Source organism: Collinsella aerofaciens (assembly GCF_040926265.1).
Lineage (GTDB): Bacteria > Actinomycetota > Coriobacteriia > Coriobacteriales > Coriobacteriaceae > Collinsella > Collinsella aerofaciens_BB.
The window spans coordinates 1-22,598 of record NZ_JBCOIL010000006.1; the positions used below are offsets into that span (position 1 = coordinate 1).

General features: G+C 59.0%; 21 protein-coding genes. 10 read left to right on the plus strand and 11 right to left on the minus strand.

Annotated features, from left to right (window positions below; translation table 11 throughout):
• Nucleotides 1-515: 515 nt before the first annotated feature.
• The 6 genes from AB5767_RS02700 (at nt 516) to AB5767_RS02725 (ending at nt 6,768) form a co-directional block, all read left to right on the plus strand.
• Nucleotides 516-683 (plus strand): hypothetical protein, encoded by a 168-nt coding sequence (locus AB5767_RS02700; protein ID WP_158553195.1) that lies wholly within the window; start codon nt 516-518, stop codon nt 681-683.
• Entirely contained in the window at nt 683-961 is a 279-nt protein-coding gene (locus AB5767_RS02705) for a hypothetical protein (protein WP_368153303.1), read from the plus strand. The genes AB5767_RS02700 and AB5767_RS02705 overlap by 1 nt, the downstream gene beginning before the upstream one ends.
• A 68-nt stretch (nt 962-1,029) precedes the next feature.
• Entirely contained in the window at nt 1,030-2,868 is a 1,839-nt protein-coding gene (locus AB5767_RS02710) for a site-specific DNA-methyltransferase (RefSeq protein WP_368131438.1), read from the plus strand.
• Nucleotides 2,869-2,870: 2 nt separating this feature from the next.
• Nucleotides 2,871-5,780 (plus strand): DEAD/DEAH box helicase family protein, encoded by a 2,910-nt coding sequence (locus tag AB5767_RS02715; RefSeq protein WP_368131439.1) that lies wholly within the window; start codon nt 2,871-2,873, stop codon nt 5,778-5,780.
• 390 nt (nt 5,781-6,170) lie between these two features.
• Nucleotides 6,171-6,470, plus strand: a complete 300-nt coding sequence (locus AB5767_RS02720) for a DUF2958 domain-containing protein (protein WP_368131440.1) — start codon at nt 6,171-6,173, stop codon at nt 6,468-6,470.
• Between the two features lie 4 nt (nt 6,471-6,474).
• Nucleotides 6,475-6,768: a hypothetical protein gene (locus AB5767_RS02725; protein ID WP_368131441.1), complete on the plus strand. Its 294-nt coding sequence runs from the start codon at nt 6,475-6,477 to the stop codon at nt 6,766-6,768.
• A 226-nt stretch (nt 6,769-6,994) separates the two neighbouring features.
• Here the strand turns inward: AB5767_RS02725 and AB5767_RS02730 are convergent, their stop codons facing one another.
• Nucleotides 6,995-8,239: a hypothetical protein gene (locus AB5767_RS02730; protein WP_368131443.1), complete on the minus strand. Its 1,245-nt coding sequence runs from the start codon at nt 8,237-8,239 to the stop codon at nt 6,995-6,997.
• Nucleotides 8,229-9,035 (minus strand): hypothetical protein, encoded by an 807-nt coding sequence (locus AB5767_RS02735; protein ID WP_270226013.1) that lies wholly within the window; start codon nt 9,033-9,035, stop codon nt 8,229-8,231. Before AB5767_RS02735 ends, AB5767_RS02730 begins: the two co-directional genes overlap by 11 nt.
• A 154-nt stretch (nt 9,036-9,189) precedes the next feature.
• Between AB5767_RS02735 and AB5767_RS02740 the strand changes: the two genes are divergently transcribed.
• Nucleotides 9,190-9,420: a helix-turn-helix domain-containing protein gene (locus AB5767_RS02740; protein WP_368131444.1), complete on the plus strand. Its 231-nt coding sequence runs from the start codon at nt 9,190-9,192 to the stop codon at nt 9,418-9,420.
• Nucleotides 9,421-9,711: 291 nt separating this feature from the next.
• Here the strand turns inward: AB5767_RS02740 and AB5767_RS02745 are convergent, their stop codons facing one another.
• From AB5767_RS02745 to AB5767_RS02785, 9 genes are all read right to left on the minus strand, one after another.
• Nucleotides 9,712-11,652: a type IV secretory system conjugative DNA transfer family protein gene (locus tag AB5767_RS02745; RefSeq protein WP_368131445.1), complete on the minus strand. Its 1,941-nt coding sequence runs from the start codon at nt 11,650-11,652 to the stop codon at nt 9,712-9,714.
• Nucleotides 11,649-13,007, minus strand: a complete 1,359-nt coding sequence (locus AB5767_RS02750; RefSeq protein WP_368131447.1) for a hypothetical protein — start codon at nt 13,005-13,007, stop codon at nt 11,649-11,651. The genes AB5767_RS02745 and AB5767_RS02750 overlap by 4 nt, the downstream gene beginning before the upstream one ends.
• Nucleotides 12,994-13,449, minus strand: a complete 456-nt coding sequence (locus tag AB5767_RS02755; RefSeq protein WP_368131448.1) for a hypothetical protein — start codon at nt 13,447-13,449, stop codon at nt 12,994-12,996. The genes AB5767_RS02750 and AB5767_RS02755 overlap by 14 nt, the downstream gene beginning before the upstream one ends.
• Nucleotides 13,442-13,921 carry a hypothetical protein gene (locus AB5767_RS02760; RefSeq protein ID WP_368131449.1) on the minus strand — a complete coding sequence of 160 codons (480 nt, stop codon included), beginning with the start codon at nt 13,919-13,921 and terminating at the stop codon, nt 13,442-13,444. The genes AB5767_RS02755 and AB5767_RS02760 overlap by 8 nt, the downstream gene beginning before the upstream one ends.
• Complete coding sequence (locus tag AB5767_RS02765) at nt 13,914-14,342, minus strand: plasmid mobilization protein (protein WP_368131451.1); 429 nt, start codon at nt 14,340-14,342, stop codon at nt 13,914-13,916. The genes AB5767_RS02760 and AB5767_RS02765 overlap by 8 nt, the downstream gene beginning before the upstream one ends.
• Nucleotides 14,335-15,396, minus strand: coding sequence for a site-specific integrase (locus AB5767_RS02770; RefSeq protein WP_368131452.1), 1,062 nt, complete (start codon nt 15,394-15,396; stop codon nt 14,335-14,337). Before AB5767_RS02770 ends, AB5767_RS02765 begins: the two co-directional genes overlap by 8 nt.
• The gene (locus tag AB5767_RS02775) at nt 15,386-15,595 is read right to left on the minus strand and encodes a helix-turn-helix transcriptional regulator (protein ID WP_368131453.1); all 210 of its coding nucleotides are present in this window, start codon (nt 15,593-15,595) and stop codon (nt 15,386-15,388) included. Before AB5767_RS02775 ends, AB5767_RS02770 begins: the two co-directional genes overlap by 11 nt.
• Nucleotides 15,596-16,003: 408 nt before the next feature.
• Nucleotides 16,004-17,236 carry a VapE domain-containing protein gene (locus AB5767_RS02780; RefSeq protein ID WP_368131455.1) on the minus strand — a complete coding sequence of 411 codons (1,233 nt, stop codon included), beginning with the start codon at nt 17,234-17,236 and terminating at the stop codon, nt 16,004-16,006.
• Nucleotide 17,237: 1 nt separating this feature from the next.
• Nucleotides 17,238-17,420: a hypothetical protein gene (locus AB5767_RS02785; RefSeq protein WP_368131457.1), complete on the minus strand. Its 183-nt coding sequence runs from the start codon at nt 17,418-17,420 to the stop codon at nt 17,238-17,240.
• A 252-nt stretch (nt 17,421-17,672) separates the two neighbouring features.
• On the opposite strand from AB5767_RS02785, the gene AB5767_RS02790 reads away from it, so the two are divergent.
• From AB5767_RS02790 to AB5767_RS02800, 3 genes are all read left to right on the plus strand, one after another.
• Complete coding sequence (locus AB5767_RS02790; RefSeq protein WP_368131458.1) at nt 17,673-18,923, plus strand: hypothetical protein; 1,251 nt, start codon at nt 17,673-17,675, stop codon at nt 18,921-18,923.
• A gap of 564 nt (nt 18,924-19,487) precedes the next feature.
• Nucleotides 19,488-20,753, plus strand: a complete 1,266-nt coding sequence (locus tag AB5767_RS02795) for an ATP-binding protein (RefSeq protein ID WP_368131460.1) — start codon at nt 19,488-19,490, stop codon at nt 20,751-20,753.
• Nucleotides 20,754-20,842: 89 nt separating this feature from the next.
• Nucleotides 20,843-22,591: a hypothetical protein gene (locus tag AB5767_RS02800; protein WP_368131462.1), complete on the plus strand. Its 1,749-nt coding sequence runs from the start codon at nt 20,843-20,845 to the stop codon at nt 22,589-22,591.
• The last annotated feature ends 7 nt before the right edge of the window (nt 22,592-22,598 follow it).

Genomic DNA, 22,598 nt, shown 5'->3' on the forward strand with positions numbered 1-22,598 from the left:
CGCGCCTTTAGACGCGAGCCCGGGGCCCGTGGGTTATACCCTAAGAGCAAACCACCCTTTTTAAGGGTGGTTCTGATTTGCGTGCCATGGGTGCTTGTGCATTGTGGTGTATATGGTACATGCAAACCAGCCACGCAATCTCTCAAGCTGTTTAGCTGGGATTATTGTTTGCTGGTATGTTTTAAAGTGCTTTCAATTACCGAAGCAACGCCATCAATTTATTTCTAATTAATGCTGACCGGCAGATTGCGTCCGCCCGCAAGAGGCCGCTCGGACTGGTACTCAAAATGTACTCACGACGTTTTGGGTATCGATTTGCTGGTACTCACAGACGGTAAAAACGGGTGTCTACCTCGATATATTCGTTATCCCCAACGATTCCTCAACGAATACTGACTAGTGATTGAGTGCTGCATGGCTCAAATTAGCCTACGTAATTACGTAATTACGTATTCTGAAGTAAAATGATTTCGGTCAATTAAGGAACGTAGAACAGGCAATTCGGAGGGACGACCATGGAGGAAGATCAGGCTGTTCATGCCGAAAGGGAGCTGGATAAGTTCACGCTCTCGATAACCCGCGAGGATAAGCGGGCTCTTAAGTCCTATGCCGCGCGCCAGGATAAGACGGTGGCTAAGGTCCTGCGCGAATGGATTGACGAGAAGTGTAAGGGGGAGAAGTGATGTCTCAAACAGCGCAAGCGGTCGTTCAGGACCTTGTTGATCGCGCTGTCAAGCTGGGCGATCGTCAGCTCGCTGCCGACATCCGAGCCTTTGCTGCGCAGCGCCAGTTTGGGCTTGTGTTTGAACACAACCGCCCGGAACGACTTCGCCTTTATGGCAAACCTATCATGAAGGGCGATATCGTACAGGTGCTTCCCGAGCGTGGTAAAAAAGAGGACTCTAGCTCCCAACTGCTTTGGTTGGTAAATACCGTTCGGGGGGGGGGGTTGCTGATCTAAAGCCATATCAATCGCCCTCATATGACGAAAACGAATGTGAGCCCCGCTCCGTTGCTGTCGACGATGTCGTGCCTGTTGCTGAGTATGACCAGCCGATTTATGCTGGCCTCAAAGAGACTGGGCGTGTCGAGCGCGGTGGCGATAAGCCCTATCAAGTAGTCATTAACGGCGAGAACTACCATGCTCTTGAAACCTTGGCCTTTGCCTATGCAGGCAAAGTGGACTGCATATATATTGACCCGCCCTATAACACTGGCGCCCGCGACTGGAAATACAACAACGATTACGTCGACGGCTCCGATGCTTATCGCCACTCCAAGTGGCTCGCCTTCATGGAGCGCCGCCTCAAGCTCGCCAAGCAGCTGCTCAATCCCAACGATTCCGTACTCATCGTGACGATCGATGAGAAGGAGTACGCAAGGCTTGAGCTTCTTTTAGAGAGTGTTTTTCCCAACGCGACCGGTATTCAGACGGTTTCAATCACCATAAACAAGAACGGGGTCGCCCGCGGCAACCAGTTCAAGAGGGCTGACGAGTACGCTGTCTTCTGCTTTTTTGGTACCGCCACGCCGTGCCAAGTGGACCGCAGACTCTATTCCGTTGAGTTCGGAGAACTTGAGAAAAAAGTGGCTGATGACGCGTCGAGCAGCCGCTCCCAACGTAAAGTACGTTGGGAGTGGCTGCTGAGAGGCGGTTCCAATTCGGCGCGAAGTGATCGACCTAATCTCTTTTATCCAATCTACATCAACGAGAGAAGCCGAACCATAGAGGCGATTGGCGATAGCATTCCTCGTGAAATGGATTATCACGCGGTGCCGGGCGTTGATGGGCTGCGCGCAATTTGGCCCATCCGCCCTGATGGACGTGAAGCCACGTGGCATATGTCTCAACCCACGCTAAAACAGAAGCTGGACAAGGGTTTTGCCCGAGTAAGCACATATGATGAGAAGAACGATAGATACACGCTCCTTTATCTTGCCAATATTCAAGAAGACAGGCTTGCAAAAGGCGAGCTGAAAATCGTAGGCAGACGCGATGACGGGTCTGCGATTCTCGAGGCGGTTGGCGAGGCGACTGCAATACCAACAACAGTTTGGTCGGGAGCTCAATTCTCAGCTGGAGAATATGGAAGTCGATACATTAAGCGATTCCTAGGCCATCGGTCTTTCAGCTTCCCGAAGTCCCTTTATGCGACCGAGCTCTCAATTGCTTCCGTTGTCGCCGACAAGCCCGATGCCCGTATAGTCGACTTCTTCTCAGGGTCGGGCACCACGGCGCACGCCGTCATGCGCCTGAACCATCAGGACGGCGGGCGCAGGCACTCCATCAGCATCACGAACAACGAGGTCTCAGAGGAGGAATCCAAAAAGCTCACTAAGCGCGGTCTTCGCCAAGGCGACCCCGAATGGGAGGCGCTGGGCATCTGCCAGTACGTTACCAAACCTCGCGTCACGGCGGCCATAACGGGCAAGACGCCCGAGGGCGATCTCATCAAGGGTGACTACAAGTTCACCGATGAGTTCCCCATGGCCGACGGCTTCGAGGAGAACGCCGTCTTCTTCGACCTCACCTACGAAGACCCAGACGCCGTCGAGCTGGGCGTGGCCTTCGAGGAGATCGCGCCCTTGCTCTGGCTGCGCGCTGGCTCGCGTGGCAGCATCATCAAGCACGAGCAGCCGGGCTTTGCCATGGCCGACGCCTACGCCGTCCTCTTCGACTTTGCTTCGGTCGGCGCTTTCATAGACGCCGTCAAGCAGAACGCCAGCATAGGGTGCGCTTATGTGATCACGGACGACACGGCTCGATATGCCTCCGTCAAGGCACAGCTGCCCGGGGTCGACGTCGTCCGCCTGTACGAGAACTACCTGCAATCGTTCAAGATTGCCGCCGAGGATGCGGTGAGGTAAGCATGAGAGTCGAACTTAAGGATTTCCAAGCCGGGGCAGTCGCGACCCTGGCAAACAAGTTGCAGTCGATGCGCCGACGCTATGAGCAGGACGGCGAACTGTCTTCGGTGTGCCTCGCATCTCCCACGGGCTCGGGCAAGACGGTCATGTGCGCGGCGACGATCGAAGCACTCTTCTTCGGAGACGATGATCTGGGCCTCATGCCCGACGAGAATGCCGTTGTTCTTTGGCTCTCGGATTCCCCGAGCCTGAACGAGCAGACGAGCGTGCGTTTCTCCAGCGTGGCGGACAAGCTGGCAGACAGCATCCTCGACAGGCGCCATCTGGTCACGATTACCAACGACTTCGGAGCCGCGCACGACATTCTCGAACCGCGCCATATCTATTTCCTCAGCAAGGACCTGCTTAGCAAGAATGGCCTGCTCACCAAGGGTGGTGAGGCCAACTCCGGCCGCGTGTTCTGGGATATCCTTGACCGCACCATCAGGGACCCGGAGCGTAACCTCTATCTGTTCATAGACGAGGCCCACCGCGGTCTGGGGGCCAATGCATCAAGTGAGCGCGGCACCGCGACGATTTACGCCAACCTAATTGATGGCCTGGATGGTCGTGCAGCGATGCCCGTTGTCGTTGGTGTCTCCGCCACGCCGCAGAGGTTCGAGGCAGCTATGGACCAGCGCGCCGATCGCGTGCGTATGCCAAAGGTCGCTGTGACCCCTCGCGAGGTCCAGGAGTCAGGTCTGCTCAAGGACATCATCGAGTTGCGCGTGCCAGAGAAGGACGACCCAGTCGAGCACCAGTACCTCACTATGGCGTGCGAGCGCTATGCCCTGGCCTGCCGCGAGTGGGGCGAGTACTGTGCCCGTGAGGGCGAGAGTCCCGTCAACCCGCTGCTGCTCATCCAAGCGGCGGACAACGTGAGCAGCTCGGCCCTGGCCGAGATGTGCGACCAGATCACGGGCTTGGTCCCCGGCCTTTCCGAGGCGATGTCGTTCGCCAACGTCTTCGGCGAGCATAAGGACATCGCGGCGGGAAAATACCTCATTCCCTATGTCGAGCCCGAGTTCGTTCAGGACACCTCGCGCATTCGCGTACTCTTCGCCAAGGAGGCTGTCTCCAACGGATGGGACTGCCCGCGAGCGGAGGTCATCTTCTCGCAGCGCAGGCGTTCGGACTCGACCTATATCGCACAGCTCGTGGGACGTATGGTACGCACCCCGCTCGCGCGGCGCATCGAATCCGATGACCTTTTGAACTCCGTCGCCTGCTACCTGCCCCAGTTCAATCCCGAGAGCACTCAGGACGTGGTCGACTACCTCATGGGCCGCAAGGACGACATGGGCGAGAGCTCCATCGGCAAGCAGAACATCGTTCTCAACCCCGTGACCATCACGGCGGCTGCGCCCAAGTCCGAAGCCGACTACCAACAGGAGCTCAAGGCGTACGAGGAGAACGAGAAGGCCATCGAGGCGGCGCGGCAGGCACAACCCGGCTACCAGGCGCCGCTTGCCGGCATCGCGATTCAGGAGCCGTTGGACATGCAGGGAACGCAGCCCTCGCTTGCCTCGGCGGTCAGCCCCGTCGACGTCCCGGCGCCAGAAGCGGAGCCGGCACCTCAGTCCGCAACGGGCAACTACGTTGCAGCGCCTGCCCCGCAGCAACCTGCGACACCTGAGCCAAGTTCCACACAGACCGAGCCGACCCAGCCCGTCTCGGTCGTAAAACCCGTGCCCATGGCAAAGCCCAAGCCGCCCACCAAGCGCGAGCAGTCTTTCACGCACCAGGAGTGGCAGGGCATCCGCACGGCCTTCGATTCCATCCCCGTCCAGCGCATTCCGAAGAAGGCTAGAAACGAATTCCAGAGCCTGGTTAAGACGGCGACCCTGCTCGTGGAGACCGGCCTCGACACTGGGGCCGCGGCAGACGTGAACAGACAGTTCGTCCAGAAGCTCTCGGGCTTCATCGTTGCCAACGAAGACGAGTACAACGAGGCCAAACACGACGTAGAGGTAGCCGAGACCGTCAAGATCACGCTCAACAAGCTCAACGAGACCGAGGACCAGGAGCAGGAGGAGGCCCGCACGGACGCAGAGGGCCTCAGGAAGGCCGCCCGCGATGCTGATATCCGCTTCACGAAGGAGTTCGCGCAGGCGTATCGCCGTGCCAACTTCAAAGAGCTGGGGCGCCCCGAGTGCGACCTGCGCCTTGCCGCAGCGGTGCGCACACGGGCCATCGTCGATGCGCTCGAGGGCTGGGCGGCTCAATGCCGAAAGGAATACTTCGATAAGGTCGATGGATCTGGCGATTATGACTACCTTAACGGCGCGGCAAAGCAGCGTTACGACGAACTGGCCCGTGAAACCGAAGGCAAGCGCCTAACAAAGATAGAGTGGCCCACGTCTGCCAGCACGTCGGACGACTTCGCTAAGTATCCGTGTCATATCGTGCAGAAAGAGGACGGCCTCTGCCCGCTCGACCTGAACCCAGCGGAAGACTATATCGTTAGGAACGAATTGGCAAAGAATCGCACGGTTGCCTTCTATCGCAATCCGTCGGGCAGCATGTCTGCCAAGGCGTTTTCGATTCCGTACATGTCTTCGGTGGGACGCAAGGCCCTGCATCCAGACTTCCTCTTCTTCGCGAAAGATGCAGAGGGCGTCATCAGGCCGTCCATCGTCGACCCGCATGGCGAGTTCCTCGGCGACACGCTGGCAAAGCTTAGGGGCTATGTGACCTATCTGCGCGATTATCCCGACGTGTTCAAGCAGGTACTCTTCGTCGGGGATATGGGCGAGGGCGTGTACAAGGTGCTCAACCTCTTGCGATCCGATGTGCAGGATGCCGTGATGGGCTACAGCGATGTCGACTGTAAGGCGCTCTTCTACGGCTCCTTCGCAAACGACTATCACTAGTATCGTCTGGATTTGCCCGGCGGGCGTCTCGGATCATATACCAGAACCGAATTAGCAAGGCTCACTAAGGCGGCCGTCCGTTAGGGGCGGCCGCCTCTCTTCAGTCTTGACCCATGATTTCCAACGTTTCGGTGGCATTCACGGTCATGACCTTGTATCCGTTACGCGGGTGGCACCTCCGCTACGCCGCGTCAAGGGGGCCCATGAGACCCCGCACAAACCTTCCGCTCCGCTCCGGTTGGTGGAGGTCGTCATGGACCTCCCTTGACCCGCCTTCGCTCCGGTGCGGCTTTGCAGGGAGCAAAGCCGACGACGACGCGCGGCGTCGCCATTCGGCTTTGCCCGCAGGGGCGAGATGTTGAGGGCAGGGTGCCCGGAACGGAGGAAGATATGCAGGAGCTGATGACGAGGAAGATTGCGGAGGGGCTACCGAGGCTCTATGAGCAAGACGGCGTGGAAGACCCCACGGTATACGTCCACTACTTCTCGTGCGTGAACGGATGGGACTGGTGGCTGCTCGAGTTCGATGGGACGGACGAGGCGTTCGGCCTCGTCGAGGGCTATGACGACGAGCTCGGCTACTTCAGCATCAAGGAGATGGAGGAGCTGAACCGCCAAATGGGGTTCGCCGCCGTCGAGCGCGACGAGTACTTCGAGCCGAAGCCGCTCAGCGCCGTCAGAGGGAGGTAGCTCCATGGAGATGGACGAGTTTGACGCCGTGGGCAGATTCGGCAAGTCCCCGGGCGGAGCCGTCGGGCTGACTGTCGTCGTCGAGTTTGAGTCGGGCGGCGAGGGCGGGGCGTTCGAGGTGGGCACTGCTCCGGAGGGGTCGCCCGAACTCGGGCGACTCGTCTCGGACGCACGCGACGAGGCCGACGCTATGGTGGAGGATGGGGGCGGATGGGCTGCCGTCCGCATCGGATTCGGCGACGTGGAGAGCATCGATTGCGAGAGCGGACGGACCGTGTACTTTGCCGGAGAGGGGTGAGGAGCATACAGAGAACGCGGGCATGCCATCGGCGTGCCCGCGCCAGCTTTTCCGGGGATGCCTCGCGCCATCCCCGAACCCCTGCGCGCCAAGGGGCGACGCCCCTTGGAACCTTGGCTAAGGTGTCTCAGGGGCTTGGAGGATACTGGGTCATGTGCGTCCGGTGGCATCAATAGATCTCAACATGATGCTTGGCCGCTGCGGTCTAGAATTCGACAACTTCCAGCTACTTCGTGGCACCGCAGGAAGAACACTTGTACCCGGTGGTCACAGTTTCATCCCATGCATCGCGCACCTGCACCTGCTCGTCATAGGCCGCTTGGTCGGTCACGGTTTCATAATACCCCTGCTTTACAGTCACATAGGTAGAGTGATAGCTTCCGCAATTACCACCATTCATGAGAGAGTTGTTAATATGCCCCCAAGGGTCAGACGTGATATCCGCACCGCACTGGTTGCAGATATAGTGTTCCTCCGTCACTGCGTCATGCCATACCTGATGCGTCACCGCGTCGTGGTGGACGGTCTTGTACTGAGCGTCGTGATGGATGGTTTTTGTCTGGGCAACCCAGTTGTGCTGATGCGCCGGGGTGTCATCCTTTTTCGATGAACTGCCTGAATTGGTGTTTGAGCCGGAGTTGCTGCTGTTGCCGCCACTTGGCTTGCTATCGGATTTTCCCTCGTCTTTCTTGGAGGATGAATTGCTCTTGTTTCCAGAATTATCGGCGCTGCCTGTGGCCTTCCCATCATCCTTCTTGCCGTCGGAGGTCTCCGGTGCCTTGGCATCGGACTTGTCCTCCTTGGCGGTCTCCTGAGCCTTCTCGGTCTCTTTTTCGACGGCATCGGTATCGGCGTTCGGGTTCTTCTTGATGTTGTCCTCGAACTTCTTCACGACCTCGGCACCCTTGTCCCCGGTCAGGGTGGAATCGCCCTTCTTCACGGCTTCCGCAACGTCCTTGGCAATGGCTGTCAGGTCATCTTTCGTTACTTTGTCCGCATCCACCTTATCGAAAGTCACGCCTGTGGCAACTGTCTTGTCGGCTTTTCCGGCGGTAACCTTCTTCGATGGCACCTTATAGATGGAGCCGTCGGCGTTTACCGGTGAGATGAATGTGACGGTATAGGTACCGGACTCACCGACCTTCACGGTCACCTGCTTGTTCGCGGCGATAGCAGTGTAGAAGTCTACTTTCCCGTCCTCATCCTCGATATGGGCGATGACGGGCGTGGAGGTGTCCGCATCCCAGCCGCCAGCCTTCACCTCAAGGGAAAGCACCATATCCTGTTTCTCATCGTCCTTCGACTGCGACACCGCAGGGGCATTGGAATCTCCCGTCCAATCCGCATGTGTGATGGCATATCCACCGCCGCCGATGAGAAGCGCTGCACAGAGGATTCCCGCACCAGCCGCGCAGACCTGTTTGCGGGAGAACTCGCGCCCGAAGAGCTTGATTCGACCGCTATTTTCCATTCGTGAACACCGGATCATACATTGTCTCTCCCAGCTTCAGAACCAGGCTGTCGCTACGTTTCTCGAGGGTGTAGGCCACCGACGCCCCATCGGCCGTCAGCTCGCCCTTGTAAACGAGCGGGCGCGGTGTCGAGTCGGTATCCTTCGCCCTCTGGTCTTTGACCGTGAGGCTGTACTTTCCCGAATGGTCCGATGCGGCCCATTCGTCATCACTGGGACCCTGGGTGAACAGATAGCCCTTTTGGTTATACGAGGCCTTCTTGAATGCGATCTTTCCGCTGTCGAAGTTGATCTCCTCGGGACTCGCCATGGACTCCGGCCGGTTCGAGCGTTCCCATTCCTGCGATTCAAGCAGCTCTTTGACGCGGGCGACCGCCTTGCCGGTGTAGTCCTCGTAGTACTTCTTCGCATCGTCCTCGTTCAGGAAATAGCGCTCGCCGTACTCCTCGTCGCCAGAGGGGATATAGGCATCCGCATCGTCGGCCTTCTTGAGCGTCAGGGTCCCGAGCTCGCTTGAGCTCAATACGATGTTCTCGTCTTCCTGCCTCCACGTTCCCGAGGACTCGAACGACCCTGCGTAATGCCAGCCGTCCCCGTCGTCGAAGGTGATCGTCGTCTCGGAACCCAGCTTGTTATTCGTCATCTTCCCGAGGGCGACGTTGTCGCAGACCGATACGTAATAGAGCGTCATTCCCTTCACTCCCGTCATCCCGCATCCGCTCAAGCCGCTCAATCCGGCAATCGACATCAGTCCGACAGCGCCCAAAAAGCCGCGCCGGGATACATTCATCGCCATGGCAGTTCTCCTTTGATTCATAGATGGTACTTACGGCGATCCCTTCAACCGGGAAAAGGGCCACGTGAGCATTGTATTGCAAATTGTCACTCATATAGGTGTGACTTATATAGGTCCGCCTCAAATCATTGGCACCACCAGTCGGGAGGTACCAATGACTCAGCTAGATGCAAAAATGAAAGTCGGACTTCGCATTAAGGAACTGAGAAACGCTCTTGGATGCAGCCAGGAAGCCCTTGCGTTCTCGATAGAGATGTCTCGAACCTATTTTGCCGAGGTCGAAACCGGGAAACGGAACATCTCGATCGAGAACATAGAGCGCATAGCAAGGGGCCTTGGTGTTTCTCTAAGGGAGTTTTTCGATTCCGACCTGTTTACGGGATGACTCGGTGACGGATTGCTGGAAAAATATCTGTGGATGCGCGGCGCTGCTTCTTTTTATGCTATTCGAATATCGCGAGACCTGTTGACTTCTATTTCCACCGAGAATCGGCGGTGCAGGATAAGGCTCCACTACGTTTCGCCGGAGGCGAACGGCGCAACTCGGCGAGCCGAGTTCGAAAGCGCAGGTAGATGCCTGCACCTAAAACGAAAAACGCCCGCACCCGCGTGTAGTGCGCGGGTGCGGGCGCGTAGTTGATTGAGGCGTTTCCGCTGGATATGGGCGATTACGCGGCTAGAAGCCCTCGGGAACGTATCCTGCGGCCGTTTTCGGCTTCGTCGGCGCTGTCGACGTGGCGTCGGGGGCGGTCGGGCCCCGCCAAACCTTCGGTGCCGTTTCGTTCCTGACCTTGCGGCGGGCGGTCGATTGCTCCATGAGTGTTCGTTCGGCATCGGGTGACGTCATTCCGAGCATGGGTCCCACGAAAGTCTCGGTAACGTCCCTGCTGGGAAAGGCCATCGGCACGCCGTCATGGATCACGAGAGCTCCCGTCTCGCGGCCGGTCCAACGCTGGAGCTCGTCGGGCGTGATGAGCGGCCTGCGCACGAGTCCCTCACTCGTGCCCGTCGAGCCGGTGTTCGTCCCCTTCGTTCGACTTGTGGACTGCGCGACCGCCGTGTAGGAGCCCATCGACTCCGAGAGCTTGCGTGCGGTGTCGAGGTTGGAGCAGGAGAGAACGACCTTGTCCTTGAGGAGGTCGAGTATCGTCTCGGCCTCTTCTCGGCTGTAGCCGGAGACGGACTGGAGCTGGAGGAGCGACTGACAGAACCAGAGAACATGGACGCCTTCCGAGCGCATCTCTCCCAGGTCCTGGACGATCCTCTCGTTGCGGCCGAGGGAGGCCGCCTCATCGAGGAGGAGGACGGTCCCGACGGGGCAGCGCCCGGCATGGCCTGCGGCGCAGGAGCGCAGCGCCGATAGCGCTTGGGAAACGAACGTCTGGACGAGTCGCTTGTAGTTGCCCGTTGCAGAGGATGATGAGATGAAGACCACAGTGGGCTCCTCGCCGATGCCCCCGAGGCCGCACTCGTCATCGTGGAGCATCCGAGCCACGTTGCCGTCGACGTACTCGGTGAGGCAGCTGCTCAAGGTCGAGACGATGCCGGGCCCGCCCCCGTGCTCTCCGTTGAGCCCGCCGAGGAAGGGGAGCGCGGGGTCTTCCGCGGGCAAAGACGCCGCCAGGGCGGCGATGCGGTCAAGCGGGCCCTGATCGCCCGACGGCGAGATCGCGGCAGCGACGGACATGACGGTCTTCTCGTCTTCCGGGATGGACGCGTCCTTGATGAGGGCGAGGGAGATGCCGACGAAGAGGTTCCGAGCGCCGTCGTAGAAGAACGGCTGGCCTTTCGACGGCGCGGGCACGATGCAGCGCGCGAGCTCACGCAGCTCCCGTGCGCAGCCGCCGGCCCCCTCCGCCCTAAAGGCCTCCTTTGCCCTCTCGAGCGGATCGAACCGAACCGAGGACGCGGGCGCGTCGAACATCACGTCGACGATGCGGTGAGTGCCCGTCTTCTCGAACACAGGCTCAAGAAAGGCCCTGAGCTCGCCCTTGATGTCATTGATGATGAGGGAGCGCCCCTGCTCGAAGTTTGCCATGGCAGACATTATGGCGACGCGGCGGCTCTTTCCCTCGCCGCTTTCGGCGAGGATACAGGCATGGACCGAGTCGATGAGCCTGACGCTCCTCCCGATCTCGCCCACGACCAACGTGCCGCCCGAGGGCTTGCCGCCTTCCTGCCACGATTCGCTCCGGCGCTTAAGCTCGCCGTGCGCCGAGATGAGCCTCGCGTCGCCGTGGATGGGCGCGCCGGGTGCGCGGCGCCCGCCGACCCAGGTCCCGTCGTGGAGCCAACGGGACCAGTCGAGATGGTTCCAGATGCCGGCAGTCATTGAGACAGTGAGGGTTGCCGCGCATCCCACGAGGAAAGCATCGTTCTGGATCAGCTCCGGCAGGACTTCGAACGGGTTTTGGAACATGACATCGGGGAGTTCGGGCGCGGCGGCCGTCCCGAAGCTTGTGAGCGTCGCGGCGATGCCGATGACCCATGCTTCCAGCCAGCGCCATGCAGCCGGCAGCAGGACGAGCGCGATTGCGGTCCCAGCGGCCGTGCCGGCGGCGACACAGCGCTTGAGATGCGCGCCCTCGTCGACGTTGAAGCTCTTCTGCTTGCTCATAGAACCATTCCCTTCACTATGGTTTTCGCGGGGTCGAGCACGATGCCCGCCGCATCGCCCCTGATCGCGGCCGATGCAGCGGCCGTGAGCGCCCTTGCGAGCGCGCGCTCGGCTTTCTGGCCGACCTCATCTGACGGGTCCTTCTTGCTTCTGGGGTTCTCCGTTGCGAACGCGAGCGCTTTGGCAAGGGCTCTGCCCACAGCAAAGGGGGCTTTTGCCATGGAAAGTGTGTAGGACGGGCATGACCGGAGGCACCTCTCCGGGATGGGCCTGCGCTCGCGCACGGCTTCACGTGCCCTCTCCAGGTCTTTACCGGCGACGCAGGCGCGGACCTCGCCGACGAGCGGTCTCATGCGCCTGCGCTCCGTTGCGGGCCCGTCGTCCGGCCTTGCGGACCTTAACGGTTCCCTTTCGGGGTCCGTTGCCCGGTCGGGTGCGATGACCCTCAGCAGGGCGTTGCCCTGGCGCGCGCGCAGCTCGTGCATGGCGTCGTTCACGTAGCGGTCCCGCGCAACGCCTTCGAGCCCCTTAAGGTCGGCGCAGCGCTCCACGGACTTGCGGTAAGCTGCGCCCGCCCCCTTGATTTCAGGGTGTCTCGACCCTGCTTCCGCGATTGCGGCATCGACGGCCTTGGCGACATCTGGGTGCCAGCGGCGGAGGTGCGCGTAGGAGATGCGGCCGTCCGCAGGCAGGGTGACGCCAATCTCGTCGGCGGGGATATGACGGACGGCGTCGACCGCCCGCGACCTCGCGAGGTCGCGGGCCTCGTGCTCGGCCGCGAGCGCCGGGGCCAGGGCCGCGTCGGTGAGCGCCCCTCTTGCCCGGTCGAGCCTGTTGCGGGCCATGAGCGAATCGAACGAGCCATCGGACGACCAAGCAATAACGTGCACGTGCTTGGAGTTCGGGTGGTTCTCGTGCTCGGCGGCTACCCAACGGACGCTGGACTCGGGGATGTCCATTGCCTCGGCAAGCGCCGGCGTGAGGTTTCGGCGGCAGAAGCGCTGCCAGTCCTCCTTGCACGCGAGGTCGAGCTCGCACGCCTCGTCCCTGCGGACGCTGAGCACAACGGTGGCAATCGCGCCGTCGGCCTTTTCGAGCTCCCTGCGGGCCGTGCGGAGCTGGACGGCCCCGTCCTGGGCGAAGAGCGCGGTCGACCCGGGCCTCTCGGCGCAGTAGCCGACGATTCCCATCCTCTCGGCGAGCTCGGAGCGCCTGAGGTCGTCGACGGTGGCGGATTTGTCGGCCCCCTCGCGCGTGGCGACGTACTCGACGTTGTTGGTGATGACGGCGGAACGCCCGCGCGACCCGGAGAGGTGCACGCGGGCGTTCACGACGAGGCTGCTACGACTTGCCATCTGAAAGGCGCTCCCTCGCCTCCGAGAGCGTCATGCCGCGCTGCATGAGGCCGGCCTGCTTGTCGTAGGCGGCGTAGATGTCCGATGCGCTCACGCCGTCCAGGCCATTGAACGTGCCCTTCTCGATCTCGACGGAGGCGATTGCCGCGACGATCGAGGCACGCGTGGCGCGGTGCACGACGCGCGCGATGCGGTCCTCCTGCTCGGCGTTGCGCTCGCCGAGCGTGCGGTCGAGCTGCTCGAGCAGCGGCTGCATCACGCCGCGCAGGTAGCCGCCGAGCTCGGTGGAGTAGAGCGCCAGGCCGTCGGAGGCGAGCCCGCCCGCGATGAGCTCGCGGGCGGGCTCGCTGTCGGTCAGGCCCTTGGAGACGCCGTAGGCGTGCAGGCGGCGGTAGTCATCGGGGGAGAGCCGGAGGCTCATGACCTTGGCGCTCTTACTCATCGAGGGCCTCGATGATTTCGCTAAGGCAGCATTCCAGCTCGGTGCGGGAGACCTGGTCGTCAGGCCAGCCAACGCCCATCTCCACGATGTCGGCGAGTGCGCGGAACGTGTACGTGTAGTTTCCCAGCGCGCTCCAGTTGTCGAGGACGACGTCGAAGAACGAATCGACGTAGACGCCGCAGCCTGCCGCGGCAAGGCTTCCCTCGAGGAAACGGGCCTCGTCGCTTCGGGCGCCCGGTGTTGCGGCGAGCTTGTTTCCCACGGAGTTCCAGCAGTCGAGCGCGTGGAAGCGGATCAGCTTCTCGGGGTCGACGACTAATCCCTTGCCATGTTTGGCGGCGAGCTCGACGAGGGGGAGGGGCGTGCACTTATGGCTCTCGCTGCCCGCGAGCGCCGCTTCCTCGCGCAGGATGTCGACGATGGTTTCCTGGCAAACGTTCGCGGGCTTGTGGGTGAAGGTGTCCTTAATCATTGGGGTTCTCCTTTTCCTTGGGTTGTTTTCCGTCAGTGCATCCCGTTCCTTTCGGGCGGCCGAGGTTCTTGATGAGCATGTCTTGGGTTTCCACGGGCGATTCTTCGGGAGCGAAGGAACCGGCGAACGATGAGAGTGCCTCGAGGGACTCGAGGAGTTCATCGGGTATCTCGGCAGGGTTCCTGATGCGCCTTAGCTCGGCAACGATGAGGCCGATCTGCTCCTTCAGGGACTTCCTCATCCTCACCGTCGCGTTCACTGTGAAGTTGGACTCGAGGAGGCATTTTGTGATGTAGTCCTGCTTCGAGAGGCCGCTTAGGGCGACCTTGAGGTCGAGCTGATCGGCCTCTTCAGGGGAGATGCGGAAGGCGACTGTCTTGCAACGGCGCCTTCCCTTATGGTCCACGATTGGCCTACTCATGCCTGCCCACCTCGTTCAGGGCGTCAACCAGGCTCCTCTGAGTCGAGGGGAACAGGTGGGAGTAGTTTTCCGTGATCTCCGCCGACTCATGCCCCATGCGGTCGGCGATGGCGTTCGCCGAGAATCCCAGGTTGATCAGGAGGCTGACGTGCGAGTGGCGGATGTCGTGGATGCGGATGCGCTTGACGCCGGTCGAGGCGCACCCGCGCCTCATCTCCGCGGCGAGCTTGTGCTTCGTCATCGTGAAGATGCGGTCTTCGAGCTCGAGGTCGGGCAGGGTCGATAGATAGTCCTCCATCTCGTCGCGGAGGAAGTCGGGCATGAGGACGTCCCGCCTCGACTTCCTGGTCTTGGGTGTCCCGATGACGTCTTTCCCCTTGATGCGGGAGTAGGAACGGCGGACCATGAGCAGACCGCGCTCGAAATCAAAGTCCATCGGCCTCAGGGCGAGGAGCTCGCCTTCGCGGATGCCGGTCCAGTAGAGGAGCATGAAGGCGTGGTAGGATTCGGGCTTGTCGGCCAGCGCCTCGATGAAGGCCTCGAACTCGTCGGTGGTCCAGAAGGACATCTCGGTCGTCGGCTTCTTGCTGCCTACCTTTCCCGTGACGAGCACCGGGTTGGAGGATAGGCGGTAGAAGCGAACCGCGTGGTTGAATACTGCTGATAGCTGGTTGCAGACGGTGTGAAGATAGGTGTCCGACAAATCGCATGCGAGCAGCTGGTTTTCCCAGCGCACGATATCAGCGGGAACGATGTCGCACATGCGCATCTCTCCGAAGTAGGGGAGTAGGTACTTGCCTATAATCGCCTCCTTGGTGAGCTTGGTACCGGGCTTCAACCGGGGGCTCACATCCTGGTAGTACGTCTTGATGAAGTCGTCGAACCTCATCTCTAGACGTCCCTTGCACGAGGCGAGGAAGTCCGCTTCCCACCGGCGCGCGTCGGCTTTGGTCTTGTGGCCGCGATGGGTCTTCTTGCGGCGCTCGCCGAGGGCGTCCCTGTACCAGACCTGCACGATGTACGTTCCAAGCTTTTCGTCTTTGCTAATGGACATGGGCGTCACCACCGACGTCGGGGTGGGAGGCGGAGCACATGCGGCGATTAAAGTACGCGGTCTCCACCTTGCCGGGGATGGTGATAATCCCCTGGTCCTGAAGTTCAAAGTTAAGTCTCTGAATCAGCTTGAAAGCATAGGATTTGCTCATGCCCGTCAGCTCGGCGACTTCGGCCGCTCCTAAATAACGGCTGGTCATTGTCTAACTCCTTTCAATATTACGTTTTGAATGTCACTGAAACGTATATTACGCTTAGGATTATGGTTTGACAACAGAAATACCGGAAATTACGAAATATAATTGGTAGAAACGTAATTATTGAAAAACCGGAGCCGTGCGTGAATCGCGGGTGCCCTTCGGGTGGCCGACTTATGTGGTTCCATGGAAGCCTGCGCGCTCCTGACCTGTAGGTTTTGTCTCGGGTGCCGATGGGGCCGATATATGCCAGGAAAGGGAGCGGGCGCCAGGATGACGATTATCGGCGAGGTGCACTTGTGATGCGCTTTTGGGGTGAGAATCGGCACCATCGGCACCGTGCCGGGATGTCCCTGTTGGCAAAGGCAAAGAAAAGGGCCGGTGCCCTATGGCACCGGCCCCACAGAGGTTCTACTTCTCAGCGACGGGAGGCGTGTAGCGCCAAGCTCGCTGCTTGCCGTAACTACCGCAGATGATCTTCTTGGCGAACTTCCAGCCCGGGCATTCGTTGTTGAGGATGCTGCAGATCTCCCGGCACAGCTTGACGTCTGGGTCTCTCATGAGCACCTTTTCGGCAATCTCAAGCGAGCAGACGGGATGGTCGCGATTGTCGGCCAGGTAGGTGTTGATGGCATCGACCCGCGGGTCTTCTTCGAGGAAGCCCTCGCGTTGATGCATGGCTTCGGCCTCCATTTCGGCGCTGAGCGCGCAGCTGAAACGAGGGTCTCCCTTTTTCATCCAACCGACGACCTCGGCCCAGGTTTGCGCGATTTCATGGGCGAACTCGGGGGAGTGGACCGACATCTTGATATCGCTGACGCCGCAGAGAACGGGGAGGAAGCGACGGGCGCCGGAACTCTTCTCCTTTAGGAATCCGATGGTGTTCGTCGTGGCTACGAAGACTGTGGCGCGCGGGTGATCGTGGGCGCGCTTGCCATAGGCCTGCCTGTAGGTGTCGCTGGCGCGGGTGATGCCTGCCTTTACCGACTCGAGTGAATGGCCGTTCATACCACTGAGCTCGGGAAGCTCTGCCTGCCACTTGCCACTGAGGCCTTCGCCGGTCGTCTTGACGTTTCCGAGGTCGCCGATGCAGTCGGTGAAATACGCGTCGTGAAGAGCCGCCTTGCGGACAAACGTAGACTTTCCGAGGCCGCCCTCGCCGACGAGGGTGAGGACGTAGTCGAACTTCGATCCTGGGTGATATGCGCGCATGACCGAACCGCATAGGTATACGGTCTCGGCGGCGCGCGTGTAGTCGCAATCCTGTGCGCCCAGGCACTTGCAGAGCAGGCTGCCGGCGCGTTCTCTGCCATCCCACACTAGGTTATCGAGCTCGTCTGTCAGTGGGTTGAAAGAGCGCTCACGTGTGTAGATTGTCATCGCGTTGCCGAGCGTCTTCTCGCTTCGAAGGTTGATGCAGTCCTCGAGCAGCGAGATGAGCTGCGCATCATCGAGCTCGTTCCAGCTGCGACTCTTTGCATTGAGGTCCCAGGGAAGAGGTCCGGTGACAACGATAGCCGCGCGCATCTCGTCGTATGCGGCGTTGAGGCCAAGCTCCTCGAGGGTTCGGCGCGCTTCCGAGATGCTCGGGTCGCGACGCTTTGTGTCGCGAACGGCGGGGATGTCGAGCCCCTCCTCGCCCATGCTAGTTCACCTCCTTCGAGGTATTGCCGCCGGCAGTCTCGGCCAGGCAGCCCTCAATTCCCTCGAGGCGGAGCTCGAGGGAGAGGAGACGGTACGCAAAATCCTCGGGGCTCAGCGGCGCCCCAAGGTCGTGTTCGCGCAACAAGGCCTGCCTCCGAGCTTTATTCATGGTGCTAAAATTCATATCTGGTCCCTTTTCATTTTCGAATTGGACTTTTTGGACGGCGGCCCTGCAAAAGCTATGCCGTCCTTCTTTATGTGAGCCGACCAAACCTCATTCCGAAAATTGACAATAGAATGGCTCTAAAACGTAATAATAGATTACGCGAATATGAACTGCTAGTTTCTTTCACCGGTACTGTAAAATTACGTAAATATTTGCAGTGAATCGAAATACTCTGTACACTCATGTACACAGAAGAGATTGGAGGATGCGGTGAAGGGTAAGACTGCGATTGCCAGGAGGAGTGTCGGCGGGCAGCATGTCGTGCTCCGTGCCTACTCCAACAACGAGCTAAAAGCCAATCCGGCAAACGTTACGCCCAAGACCTTCAATGACTTCGTACTTGCACGCAACTTCGACCAGCTTATGTCTGCAATTGACGCGCTTGGCGTTATGTCCCGTGACAGATTTGGCCAGCCGAGTGCCAAGAGTTTCTTCGAACTCGGCGAAGAGGGGGAGAGAGTCCGGGGAGTCTCCGAAGTAAAAGAAGCGTTCAAAAGCGGCGAGCTCGTCGGCATGGATCATGAACGGCTTGTTGATGAGGCATATCTCGAGCTTGTCGGCAATGACGTCATCAACAAGAGCGCGCTTCGCCGTCTCTGCGAGGGCTACGATGCGACGAAGAACGGGTTCCTTGAGCAGCTCGAGGAGTTCGACGATTGCGATGAGGTTTCCATCGAGCCCCTCCAGGATTGGATGGATCTGCGCAACAACATTGTCATCGCCGCGAGGGTGATGAGTTTCGTGATTAACCCTCCTGAGATTGAGGGGGGAGACGTCTCCGCCTTAAGCGATGACCCGCTAAAGGCTGCTGGGTTCACCTTGGATAGTCTTTCGAGGGGTGCTTTCGGTAAGATTGCCAACAGCTACGCTTGTTTTGATGAGTATGACGCTCAGTATCGCCGCTTGTGCTCGTTCAACACGTATTTTGCGAGGAACGCGGATACTCCCGCATCCGATGCAAGGGATCATTTTCTCTCGCTGGCCTATCAGGCGCCCCTTCTCATGTCCAGGCTCGATGGTGGAGGATGGTCAACAGCGCTGAAGCACGGACATTCCGTTAACTACCTTTCAGCCCCCGTCGCGACAAATTACGCCGAGAGCAAGAACGTCAAGCAGAATTACCTGTGCGCCTGCTTCAACAAAGGGGAAGAGCCCCGTGAGGTCGCGATGCGGTTCGTTCGGCAGATGATGTGGGGCTGGATGAACCCGTCGGTAGACGACGAGGCGTTGTTCGATAGGCAGGGGATCGCGAAGATCAAGGTGGACTCTCTGATCACGGCTCTGTGGAACGAGGTGTTCTTCCCGGGCGACAACGAACTTGCTATCTGCAAAAACTGTGGCAACGTTTTCCTAAGGCCGAGGAAGGGCCGTACTAAGATATGGTGCCGCGACTCTTGTCGAGTTCAGTATTCGGCTAAGGGCGGACCCGATCCGTGGCTGGAAAACGCTCTGGAGCGTTAACGAGTATCAAATGAGTATCGCCTGCTCTTTGAATTTGCGCTGCTAGATACCCATGAGCAATTTTAGTCAAAGCGTTGACCTGCTGCAACCGTTATCGAGTGGGAATAGAACAGACGTTCGATTCTATGCTATAGTGTTTGCCAATGGGCGCGGCATCTTCCGAATCCGCGCCCATTGCTATACGGGCCTTACGATGACGAGCGGACGATCATAGGCGCCATGCGTGCATTTGCGGCGGAACGGGGATATGCGCCCGACTTCTCCGAATCCCGCCTCTGTCACGAGATTTACCTCTCCGACCCGCGCAAGTACGCGCCGGAGAAGCTCAAGGCCGTGATTCGCCATCCCATCAAGCCGATTTAGCGAAACGAGCGCCGCCGTGCGGTCCGGCTTTTGGGGTTTATCAATTGGTAGTCCGCGTCGATCGAGCAAGCTGCCCTGCCTCCCGGCAGGTGCGTAATCCCCTTGGTCGATCCGTCTCGAGGTGCGCTCTTTGCTCATCTTGTGGCGTGGAGTTACGATACTCCTAAAAGTGTAACCAGATTCGAGTTTTAGGAGCAGCTTTTGAAGGGTGGCAGACTCAGGAACCGCGATAGATACCTCGAGGAGGCGATGCTCTTCCGTGACACCGACCTCATCAAGGTGATCACGGGCGTGCGCAGGTGCGGCAAGTCGAGCCTTCTCGATCTAATTAGGATGGCCATCGAGTCTGAAGGAGTCGCTGGCCGCGGCTTTGTGAGCGTCAACCTGGAAAGCAAGGGTACGGGCATCAAGACGGAGGACCAGCTTTATGATTACGTTCGCGGGCGCCTGTCGGACAAGGGTCGCACCTACGTTTTCATAGACGAGCCCCAGAGAATCGATGGCTGGCAGGATGCGGTCAACGCAATGAGGATCGACTTCGATTGCGACATCTACCTCACGGGCTCGAATGCGTATCTTCTCTCGAGCGAGCTGGCCACCTATCTCTCCGGGCGCTACGTAGAGGTAAAGATGCTGCCCCTGTCCTTCTCCGAGTTCGCCGACTTCTGCGGAATCGAGTTCGTATCGGGAACTTCGGTGGCTCTCACTCCCGAGGGGGATCCCGTTCTCTTCGACGACATGCTTACTCGTTACCTTGAGTACGGGGGCATGCCAGCCATCGCATCCCTCTCGACGACCCAGGCGCAGCACTCGGCGTACATGTCCGGCGTCTACGAAGCCATCGCCGTGCGTGATATTGTCAACCGTGAGCGCGGGAAGGGCAAAAGTGCGGTGACTGACCCTTCCCTGCTGCGCCATGTGGCCGAATTCCTGGCGGACAACATCGGCAACGAGTGCTCGTCGAGTCGAATCGCCGGCGCGTTAACTTCTGCGGGGCCGAAGACCACGAACAAGACCGTTTCCTCGTATGTGGGTGCGCTTGAGGAGGCCTTCCTGTTCTATCGTGCCACGCGTTACGATTTGCACGGCAAGGCGCTCCTCAAGACGAACCCAAAGGAGTACATCGTCGACACCGGCTTCAGGACCTGGATGGCCGGCTATAGGGTCACGGATACTGGCCGTCTGTTCGAGAACGCCGTGTATCTCCAGCTGCTCTACGAAGGATGGAGCGTGCATGTGGGCAAGCTCTATGGCAAGGAAGTCGACTTCGTTGCGACGAAGGACGGGCGCGTGCTCTACGTGCAGGCGACTGACGAGATGTTCGCAAGCGAGACCAGGGAGCGAGAGATCGCCCCTCTGAAGTCGATACGAGACAACCACGAGAAGATCGTGGTCGTGAGGCAGGGTTCCTACGACACGGATATCGACGGCATCCGCATCGTGAGCGCGAGGGACTTTTTCCTCTAGGGCCATGCGATTCATCGCGAGGCAGTTAGGTCAAGTGAGAAACATGCCTGACATCGGTTTGCTGACGATCTAAAACAGTAAGGAGAAGCTTGGACAATCGCAAAATCGAGCAGAACGCGGTCAATGCTGTCAAGCAGGCTTTCGGCGATGTCGCTTGCGTCTATGCGTATATAGATGAGAACGACAAGACCGAATGCACCGACGGGCACCTGCAAGTCTACTCGTCTTCTTCCTTCACGATTGAGACCGTTGAAGGCCAGTTGCCGCTTCAGGTCAAGGGGACCACTTCGAAAAGAAAATCGGACCGACCTAAGCGGCAAGTTCGAGTTTCAGACCTCAGGCACTATCTCAACATTGCTGGAGGCTGCATCTATTTTTACGTCTACTGTGGGAGCGAGGCTCGTTCAGCGGAGGTTTTCTACAGACTTTTGCTTCCCTATGACCTAAAGAAGATTCTGGCCGATATTCCGGAGCAACAAGAGCGCATCTCTTTGCGTTTCGACCGGCTTCCATCAGACGCGGCGGAATTGACGCGGCTTGTCAGAAGGGCGGTCAAGGACAGAGCAAAGCAGCGAGCAGTCGCTGGCATCGCCCCCAAGACAATCGAGGAATTTAAGGACGCCGGCCTTTGCTTTGATGAGTGCGAGTTTGGAATCGAGCTGCTCGAGGGCGAGTCGCCCGCAAGCTTGGCTCCATACAGGAACGGGCTGTATATCTACGGGAAGAGCCCCTGGGGAGAGCTGTATCCCTTGAATAAGCTTGAAAACATAGTTGGCGTCGCGATTGGGTCTCGGCATGACGTCAGCTCTGGTGATGTTTCCCTAAATGCGGTGGTCATGGCCGGAGAAAATGAGAATGGCGAGCACGTTTTCTTCAGGGGTTTCGACATATGCCTCTCCACCAACACAATCACCCTCAGCGAGACCGGAACTCTTGTCGAGCGCATGGAAGAGTTGGCCCTCATGCGCGCATTGATGCAAACCGGTACGCTTTCCATAGACGGAAGCGGCTTTGCTCGCGGGTGCAAGTTGAGCGGAGGCGACCTCGACGCCCTTGAGAGTCGATTGCAGTCGCTGGAGATTATCAAGCGGGTTGTCGACGCTCTTCATTACAAGCCAGAGCTCGACATCAGTGCGTTGACCACTCAGGATTTAAGAAACATCGAGACAATTTACAAGGGATTGGTTGAGAACGCACCCCTCCACTACAAGGATCGGCAAAACGGATTCGGATATATCAATCTGGGGAACCATCCGATTAAGCTCGTGTTTTACCAAGTATCTGAAGATATGTACCGAATGGTCGATGGGCTTCGACTGGATGACCTGACGGTCTCGGTGTTCTTCCGGGGCGAGGGGGATGCCCCCGTAGTCGTCGCGCCTCTGTTCGTCCAAACGATGCAGGACTATATGAGGCTTGCCAATATCGATGCCGAGGTGTTTGCCGCTACGTTGAAGCAGTATCCAGTCACCGAAGTTAGCTCTGCCTACGTCAACGACAAGATGCTTGAAATGCTATCAGCCTACGATCAAGATGCGTGCTGTAAGGAAGAGTTGCTGAAATGCTGCGAGATGACCGTAGACGCCCTGGAAGCTTTTGCGGATCGAGAGGCAACCCTGATAAATCGATATCAAATTGCCGCTCGAAAGCGAGATCTTACTAGCGAGGAGAAATCTGAGTTAATGGCAATCCAGCTGAATTCAGATAGTGCGCTGTCGAAAGCATGCGCAGCAGCCTTGCGCGGAGACTCGGACATGGCCTCTGCGCTCAGAGCGTCACTTGACGAAGAGGCACGAACGACGCTCGGCTCATGGCCGATCGGCCGTTTCTTCGCATAAGACCGTA

Excerpts from the sequence above, each read along its gene's own strand:
- AB5767_RS02705 (WP_368153303.1), top strand. The coding sequence starts at position 683 with ATGTCTCAAACAGCGCAAGCGGTCGTTCAGGACCTTGTTGATCGCGCT.
- AB5767_RS02730 (WP_368131443.1), bottom strand. The coding sequence starts at position 8,239 with ATGGAAAATAGCGGTCGAATCAAGCTCTTCGGGCGCGAGTTCTCCCGC.
- AB5767_RS02770 (WP_368131452.1), bottom strand. The coding sequence starts at position 15,396 with ATGTCCATTAGCAAAGACGAAAAGCTTGGAACGTACATCGTGCAGGTC.
- AB5767_RS02735 (WP_270226013.1), bottom strand. The coding sequence starts at position 9,035 with ATGGCGATGAATGTATCCCGGCGCGGCTTTTTGGGCGCTGTCGGACTG.
- AB5767_RS02780 (WP_368131455.1), bottom strand. The coding sequence starts at position 17,236 with ATGGGCGAGGAGGGGCTCGACATCCCCGCCGTTCGCGACACAAAGCGT.
- AB5767_RS02745 (WP_368131445.1), bottom strand. The coding sequence starts at position 11,652 with ATGAGCAAGCAGAAGAGCTTCAACGTCGACGAGGGCGCGCATCTCAAG.
- AB5767_RS02765 (WP_368131451.1), bottom strand. The coding sequence starts at position 14,342 with ATGAGTAGGCCAATCGTGGACCATAAGGGAAGGCGCCGTTGCAAGACA.
- AB5767_RS02760 (WP_368131449.1), bottom strand. The coding sequence starts at position 13,921 with ATGATTAAGGACACCTTCACCCACAAGCCCGCGAACGTTTGCCAGGAA.
- AB5767_RS02720 (WP_368131440.1), top strand. The coding sequence starts at position 6,171 with ATGCAGGAGCTGATGACGAGGAAGATTGCGGAGGGGCTACCGAGGCTC.
- AB5767_RS02700 (WP_158553195.1), top strand. The coding sequence starts at position 516 with ATGGAGGAAGATCAGGCTGTTCATGCCGAAAGGGAGCTGGATAAGTTC.
- AB5767_RS02785 (WP_368131457.1), bottom strand. The coding sequence starts at position 17,420 with ATGAATTTTAGCACCATGAATAAAGCTCGGAGGCAGGCCTTGTTGCGC.
- AB5767_RS02715 (WP_368131439.1), top strand. The coding sequence starts at position 2,871 with ATGAGAGTCGAACTTAAGGATTTCCAAGCCGGGGCAGTCGCGACCCTG.
- AB5767_RS02725 (WP_368131441.1), top strand. The coding sequence starts at position 6,475 with ATGGAGATGGACGAGTTTGACGCCGTGGGCAGATTCGGCAAGTCCCCG.
- AB5767_RS02740 (WP_368131444.1), top strand. The coding sequence starts at position 9,190 with ATGACTCAGCTAGATGCAAAAATGAAAGTCGGACTTCGCATTAAGGAA.
- AB5767_RS02775 (WP_368131453.1), bottom strand. The coding sequence starts at position 15,595 with ATGACCAGCCGTTATTTAGGAGCGGCCGAAGTCGCCGAGCTGACGGGC.
- AB5767_RS02755 (WP_368131448.1), bottom strand. The coding sequence starts at position 13,449 with ATGAGTAAGAGCGCCAAGGTCATGAGCCTCCGGCTCTCCCCCGATGAC.
- AB5767_RS02750 (WP_368131447.1), bottom strand. The coding sequence starts at position 13,007 with ATGGCAAGTCGTAGCAGCCTCGTCGTGAACGCCCGCGTGCACCTCTCC.